The 6,817-nt window shown below is 46.8% G+C and carries 3 protein-coding genes and 14 tRNA genes; all 17 read left to right on the top strand.

Features of this window, described 5'->3' with window-relative positions:
- Positions 1–80 precede the first annotated feature (80 nt).
- Positions 81–153 (top strand) — tRNA-Val (locus AOQ29_RS00355).
- Positions 154–196: 43 nt separating this feature from the next.
- Positions 197–269: transfer RNA gene (locus AOQ29_RS00350), tRNA-Thr, on the top strand.
- Between the two features lie 11 nt (positions 270–280).
- A tRNA-Gly gene (locus AOQ29_RS00345) sits at positions 281–352 on the top strand.
- 5 nt (positions 353–357) lie between these two features.
- Positions 358–441 (top strand) — tRNA-Leu (locus AOQ29_RS00340).
- Between the two features lie 6 nt (positions 442–447).
- Positions 448–521: transfer RNA gene (locus tag AOQ29_RS00335), tRNA-Arg, on the top strand.
- 39 nt (positions 522–560) lie between these two features.
- A tRNA-Pro gene (locus tag AOQ29_RS00330) sits at positions 561–634 on the top strand.
- 24 nt (positions 635–658) lie between these two features.
- Positions 659–732: transfer RNA gene (locus AOQ29_RS00325), tRNA-Met, on the top strand.
- 12 nt (positions 733–744) lie between these two features.
- A tRNA-Ile gene (locus tag AOQ29_RS00320) sits at positions 745–818 on the top strand.
- Positions 819–834: 16 nt separating this feature from the next.
- A tRNA-Ser gene (locus tag AOQ29_RS00315) sits at positions 835–924 on the top strand.
- Positions 925–953: 29 nt separating this feature from the next.
- Positions 954–1,027 (top strand) — tRNA-Met (locus AOQ29_RS00310).
- A 2-nt stretch (positions 1,028–1,029) separates the two neighbouring features.
- A tRNA-Asp gene (locus AOQ29_RS00305) sits at positions 1,030–1,103 on the top strand.
- Between the two features lie 24 nt (positions 1,104–1,127).
- Positions 1,128–1,200, top strand: a tRNA-Phe gene (locus AOQ29_RS00300).
- Positions 1,201–1,228: 28 nt separating this feature from the next.
- Positions 1,229–1,299: transfer RNA gene (locus AOQ29_RS00295), tRNA-Gly, on the top strand.
- 23 nt (positions 1,300–1,322) lie between these two features.
- Positions 1,323–1,396 (top strand) — tRNA-Ile (locus AOQ29_RS00290).
- A gap of 312 nt (positions 1,397–1,708) precedes the next feature.
- Positions 1,709–3,019, top strand: a complete 1,311-nt coding sequence (gene serS / locus AOQ29_RS00285; RefSeq protein WP_061992584.1) for a serine--tRNA ligase — start codon at positions 1,709–1,711, stop codon at positions 3,017–3,019.
- 150 nt (positions 3,020–3,169) lie between these two features.
- Positions 3,170–5,581 (top strand): preprotein translocase subunit SecA, encoded by a 2,412-nt coding sequence (gene secA, locus AOQ29_RS00280; protein ID WP_061992583.1) that lies wholly within the window; start codon positions 3,170–3,172, stop codon positions 5,579–5,581.
- 49 nt (positions 5,582–5,630) lie between these two features.
- Complete coding sequence (prfB, locus tag AOQ29_RS00275; RefSeq protein ID WP_061992582.1) at positions 5,631–6,749, top strand: peptide chain release factor 2; 1,119 nt, start codon at positions 5,631–5,633, stop codon at positions 6,747–6,749.
- Positions 6,750–6,817: the final 68 nt, after the last annotated feature.

Here is a 6,817-nt window from a genome sequence, read left to right as displayed (position 1 = left end):
TAGTTGCCGGAACGCTGGCTGCGAGGATAGGAAGACGCGATGCCAAGAAACACCCATAGAAGGGCATACCCTTCTATTATGGACGCTTAGCTCAGCTGGGAGAGCACCTGCCTTACAAGCAGGGGGTCACAGGTTCGATCCCTGTAGCGTCCATTGGCGAATGCCAATGCAAGATATAACGCCTCGTTAGGCAATTGCCGACTTAGCTCAGCTGGTAGAGCACCGCTCTTGTAAAGCGGGGGTCGAAGGTTCGAATCCTTTAGTCGGCATAGCGTCACATGCGAACGTAGTTCAGTGGTAGAACATCACCTTGCCATGGTGGGGGTCGCGGGTTCGAATCCCGTCGTTCGCTTGGATGCCGGCGTGGCGGAATAGGCAGACGCACAGGACTTAAAATCCTGCGATGGAAACATCGTACCGGTTCGATCCCGGTCGCCGGCATTATCTGCACCTATAGCGCAATTGGATAGAGTGTCTGACTACGAATCAGAAGGTTGCAGGTTCGACTCCTGCTAGGTGCATAGACCGAAAGGTCGCGGGCTAAGGTCCGAAGAAGAAGACGGGACGTAGCTCAGCTTGGTAGAGCACCTGGTTTGGGACCAGGGGGTCGCAGGTTCGAATCCTGTCGTCCCGATCGCTGGGATAACAGCAGAAGTATCGCGGTGTAGCTCAGCTGGCTAGAGCGTTCGGTTCATACCCGAGAGGTCGAGGGTTCGATCCCCCCTGCCGCGATCGACTCGAAACGGACCATTAGCTCAGCTGGTTAGAGCTGACGGCTCATAACCGTCCGGTCGTTGGTTCGAGTCCAACATGGTCCATTGAGACACATATCATGGAGAATTACCCAAGTCTGGCTGAAGGGAACGGTCTTGAAAACCGTCAGGTCGGGAAACCGGCGCGAGGGTTCGAATCCCTCATTCTCCTTACGGGTTTTGCCCAAAAAATAATATTATCGCGGGATGGAGCAGTTCGGTAGCTCGTCGGGCCCATAACCCGAAGGTCGTAGGTTCAAATCCTACTCCCGCAATTGGTCGCATGGTCTAGCTGGTTAGGACGCCTGCCTGTCACGCAGGAGATCACGGGTTCGAACCCCGTTGTGACCGTTTTTCTTATAAAACGGAAAAGATGGCTCTGTAGCTCAGTTGGTAGAGCAATGCATTGAAGCTGCATGTGTCGGCGGTTCGATTCCGTCCAGCGCCATAGGGGAGACCCTTCGAAACATCCAAATGCGAATGTAGTTCAATGGTAGAATTCCAGCCTTCCAAGCTGGCTATGCGGGTTCGATTCCCGTCATTCGCTTAGGCGTGAGCCGAAGAAGAAATGGGCCATTAGCTCAGTTGGTTAGAGCGCTGTGTTGATAACGCAGAGGTCCCAGGTTCGAGTCCTGGATGGCCCATGAAAAAAAGAGGTGTAGACCTCTTTTTTTCTTGCCTTTTTTTCAAAAAATGGCTATACTTACCTTAAGTTAAACCTTGTCATAAGTAGATGAAAACAGAAAAGTTCTGGTTGCTGAGAAGAACTACCATCGAAACTCCAACAGGGACCTTTAGCGGTTAATCCCGCTCGGCTACCACCGTTACCGGTTAATGAGTGCTGCAATCTTATGCAGAACTAGGGTGGTACCACGGAATGCGCTTTTTTCGTCCCTTTGATTATTAATTTAATCGGGCGAAAAGGCGCTTTTTTAGTACAAAGGAGAAAATTGACTATGTTGGATTTAAAGTATTTACGCAAAAACAAGGAAGAAGCGGCACAACGATTGGCTGATCGTGGTGTAGCTGAAAATGTTTTACCTGATTTATTGGCTGCTGACCAAAAACGCCGTGATTTGATTGCCAAGGTTGAAGAATTAAAGGCGCAACGCAACGAAGCCTCTGATAAGATTGCCTTTGCTAAGCGTCAAAAGGAGGATGCTAGCCAAGCAATCCAAGAGATGCAGGCCGTAGCTAAGGAAATTAAGGGTCTTGACCAAGAATTAGAAACCCTTGACCAAGCTGTCAAGGACCAAGCGGCTCACTTGCCAAACTTGGCTGAAGCCGACGTGCCTGTTGGCCCCGATGAAGAAGCTAACGTTGAAATTAAAACATGGGAACCTACTGACTATGAAGGTCGTCCCTTGGTTAAGACTGAAGCACCAGCATGGTTGAAGGCCCATTACGATATTGGGGAAGACCTCGGCATCTTGGACTTCGAACGCGGAGCCAAGGTTTCTGGTGCCCGGTTCTTGTACTACGTTGGTGATGGTGCGCGCTTGGAACGAGCAGTTTATAACTTCATGCTCGACCAACACCGCGAAGAAGGTTATACAGAAATGATCACGCCAATCGTGGTTAATGATCAATCAATGTTTGGAACCGGCCAGTATCCAAAGTTCCAAGACGATGCCTACCGGGTTGAAGGTTTGGACCAAACTTACATCCCAACGGCCGAAGTACCTTTGACCAATTACTACTCTGGGGAAACAATCCCGGCCGAAGACTTGCCAATTTCATTGACTGCCTTATCACCATCATTCCGAAAGGAAGCTGGAGCAGCTGGTCGCGATACTCGTGGTTTGATTCGTTTGCACCAATTTAACAAGGTTGAAATGGTTAAGTTTGCTAAGCCTGACCAGTCAGCAGCTGAATTGGAAAAGATGACTGTCGATGTCGAAAACATCTTACAAAAGCTTGGTTTGCCATACCACGTCATCACCCTTTCAACAGGGGACATGGGCTTTGGTGCTGCTAAGACGCACGATGTTGAAGTTTGGTTGCCAGCCCAAGGAATGTATCGGGAAATTTCATCGGTTTCAAATACCCATGATTTCCAAGCTCGTCGGATGCACATCACTTACCGTAACGACGAAGGTAAACTTGAACTCGTTCATACTTTGAACGGATCAGGTCTTGCTGTTGGTCGGACAGTGGCTGCCATTTTGGAAAATTACCAAAACGAAGATGGGACAGTAACAGTTCCAGCCGTCTTGCGTCCTTACCTTGGTGGACAAGAAACTTTACAACCAACTGCCCATCATTAATTTTAATCGGAAACCGTGGATAGGCCTGCTAACGCCTATGATTCCCGCGGTTTTTTTGCTATAATAAAACATAGTATTCTAATTTTTTTATTAAAAATATTTTTTGAGACGAAGGGAGTGTGCCCGTTGATAGCGGACACCTAAATATTCATGGCTAATCCAGTCCGTAAACTTTATGATAATTCAAAGCGTCAATTAAAGAAGATTGAAAAAGTTGCTGACCTAGTCGAAGCTCAGGCCCCGGCAATGGAAGCACTTTCCGATAAAGACTTGCAAAAGAAAACGCAAGACTTTCAAATTCAAATTCAAAAGGCAGTCGCGGGGATTAAGGACCCAACTGCCCAACAAAAGGCAATGGCTAAGGAACTCGATGCCATTTTGCCAGAAGCCTTTGCTGTTGCTCGAGAAGGAGCTAAGCGGGTTTTGGGACTCTTCCCATACCGCGTTCAAATCATGGGAGCAATTGTCTTACATGGTGGTAACTTGGCCGAAATGAAGACCGGTGAAGGTAAGACTTTGACGGCCACGATGGCTGTTTATTTGAATGCTTTAGCTGGCCAAGGTGTCCACGTTGTCACGGTTAACGATTATTTGTCAAAGCGTGATGCCGAACAAATGGGCGAACTTTACAACTGGTTAGGTTTGTCTGTTGGTGTGAACGTTGGCGATGCTGCTCCCGAAGAGAAGCGGGCTGCTTATGATGCCGACATCACTTATTCAACTAACTTCAACATTGGTTTTGATTACTTGCGTGATAACATGGTCACCCAAGCCGAAGACCGCGTTATGCAACGTGGCTTGAACTATGCTTTGATTGATGAAGCCGATTCAATCTTGATTGATACGGCCCGAACTCCATTGATTATTTCTGGTCCTGGATCAGGTGTGTCTGGCTTGTACCAACAAGTTGACCGTTTTGTGAAGACATTGACCCGTGATGAAGATTATAAGGTTGATGAAGAAAGCAAGAACACAACTTTGACCAGCGAGGGAATCAAGAACGCCGAAGTTTTCTTTAATTTGGATAACTTATACGATTCTGAAAATACAGCCTTGACCCACCACGTGGACCAAGCCTTGCGGGCTAACTTCAACTACTTGAACGATAAGGATTATGTGGTTCAAGAAGGCGAAGTTAAGTTGATTGACCAATCAACTGGTCGTATTTCTGAAGGAACGCGTTTGTCTGATGGCTTGCACCAAGCCATTGAGGCCAAAGAAGGCGTTGAAGTTCGTGAAGAAAACAAGTCAATGGCGCAAATCACTTATCAAAACCTCTTCCGGATGTACAAGAAGCTTTCAGGAATGACTGGAACTGCTAAGACCGAAGAAGAAGAATTGCGCGAAATTTACAACATGGAAGTTATCGAAATTCCAACCAACCGGCCAATCCAACGAGAAGACAAGCCGGACTTGTTGTATCCTTCATTGCAAACTAAGTACAACGCGGTTATCCGTGAAGTCGCTGAATTGCACAAGAAGGGCCAACCCGTTTTGTTGGGTACTGGTTCAGTTGAATCATCTGAATTGGTTGCTAAATTGTTAACAGCCCACAAAATTTCTCATAACGTTTTGAACGCTAAGAATAATGAACGTGAAGCTGATATCATCGCCAACGCCGGTCAACGTGGTGCCGTAACGGTTGCTACGAACATGGCTGGTCGTGGAACGGATATCAAGTTAGGCCCTGGTGTTGATGAATTGGGTGGCTTGGCCGTGATTGCGACGGAACGTCACGAATCTCGTCGAATTGATAACCAGTTACGTGGACGTGCTGGTCGTCAAGGAGATCACGGTTCTTCACAATTCTTCTTGTCATTACAAGATGATTTGATGATTCGTTTCGGTGCAGAAAAGGTTCGGGCCTTGTTGCAACGAATGAACATGGATGATGAAGATACTGTTATCACCCACCGTTGGATCACGCGGTCTGTTGAATCAGCCCAAAAGCGAGTAGAAGGAAACAACTACGATACTCGTAAGAACGTCTTGCAGTATGATGATGTTGTCCGTGAGCAACGTGAATTGATTTATCGTGAACGCGACCAAGTTTTGGATGAAACTAAGTCATTGGACGAAGTATTGTTGCCAATGGTTAAGCGGACAATTGACCGTGTCGTTGATGCCCAAACCCCTGGTAAGAACCAAAAGGATTGGGACTTGGATGCCTTAGCAGCCTTTGTTGAAACGGCCTTGACGAACCCTAACCATGGGGCGGTCCGCTTGACCTCTTTGACTCGTGATGAAATCAAAGAAAAGCTGTACCAATTGGCCTTGGATAACTTGGCTGACAAAAAGAAGTCTTTGAGTGAAGAAGACCAATTATTGGCCTTCGAGCGTATCGTTATCTTACGAACGGTTGACCAACATTGGACTGACCATATTGATGCCCTTGACCGTTTGCGTCAAGGGGTTGGCCTTCGTGGCTATGGTCAATTGAATCCATTGATTGAATACCAAAACGAAGCTTTTGCTAACTTTAACCGAATGATTGCTGATATTGAATTTGATGCTACCCGGACCTTTATGAAGGCTGAGATTCGTACTAATTTAACAGCGTAAACTAGAAGCGAACGAGCAGTTCGCTTTTCTTATTGTGGGAGGATCCGCCATGGAAATTGTGGCAGCCAAACAGGCTCTAACAGCTATCCGAGAAAATATCGACCGCTTTGCCAAAACTTTGGACTTGGATGCGTTGACAGAGGAAATTGCTGATTTTGATAACCAGATGACAGAACCCGGCTTTTGGGATGACCAAGATAAAGCCCAGGGTGTTATCGAACAAAGTAACATCTTAAAAAAGCGTCGCGACTCATTTGTTAATTTGATTGACCAAGCCGATGAAATTGAGGTCTTGATTGAGATGTTAGCAGAAGACCCTGAAGACGAAGACAGTCAAACTGAATTGACTGAAATGGTCGAAAAGACGCAAAAGGACATTGAAGCTTATAACCTGGAACAATTGTTGACCGGGGAATATGATGCCAACAATGCCATCTTAGAAATTCACCCAGGTTCAGGTGGAACCGAGTCAACCGACTGGGGTGCTAACCTTTACCGGATGTACACCCGTTGGGCCCAAGCTCATGACTTCAACGTCGAAGTCTTGGACTACCATGCTGGTGATGAAGCCGGGATTGATTCGGCAACCTTGAAAATTACTGGCCATAATGCCTATGGGTTCTTGCGGTCAGAAAAGGGCGTGCACCGTTTCGTGCGAATTTCACCCTTTGATTCGGCTGGTCGTCGTCATACTTCTTTCGTTTCAGTTGATGTTATGCCTGAATTAGATGACTCGATTGAAGTTGAAGTCCGCGATGATGATATCAAGATGGATGTCTTCCGTTCCGGTGGAGCGGGAGGCCAAAACGTCAACAAGGTTTCGACTGGGGTCCGTTTGACCCACGAGCCGACCGGAATTGTCGTTTCATCAACAGTTGAACGAACTCAGTACGGTAACCGTGATTACGCGATGCGCCTTTTGAAGGGAAAGCTTTATCAGCTTGAACTTGAAAAGAAAGAAGCAGAACGAGCCGCCTTGTCTGGTGACAAGATGGAAAACGGTTGGGGGTCACAAATCCGCTCATACGTTTTGCACCCATACCAAATGGTCAAAGATCATCGGACCAATTATGAAAGCAACCAACCCCAAGAAGTCTTGGATGGGGGCTTAGATCCATTAATTAATGCTTACTTGCAGTGGCAATTAAGTTTAAAGAATCCAGATTAATGAAATAAATTAGGAAAGCCAATACTGACCTGTACCCCGTAAGTTGTATAAACTTACGGGGATTTTTT

The sequence above is a fragment of the Fructobacillus ficulneus genome (assembly GCF_001047075.2).
Classification (GTDB): Bacteria; Bacillota; Bacilli; order Lactobacillales; family Lactobacillaceae; genus Fructobacillus; species Fructobacillus ficulneus.
The sequence above is the reverse complement of the archived record's forward strand: the minus strand, read 5'-3'. Positions and strand labels throughout refer to the sequence as shown.

Bases quoted from the DNA above. Each gene is read 5' to 3' on its own strand.
- serS (WP_061992584.1), top strand. From the start codon at position 1,709: ATGTTGGATTTAAAGTATTTACGCAAAAACAAGGAAGAAGCGGCACAA.
- prfB (WP_061992582.1), top strand. From the start codon at position 5,631: ATGGAAATTGTGGCAGCCAAACAGGCTCTAACAGCTATCCGAGAAAAT.
- secA (WP_061992583.1), top strand. From the start codon at position 3,170: ATGGCTAATCCAGTCCGTAAACTTTATGATAATTCAAAGCGTCAATTA.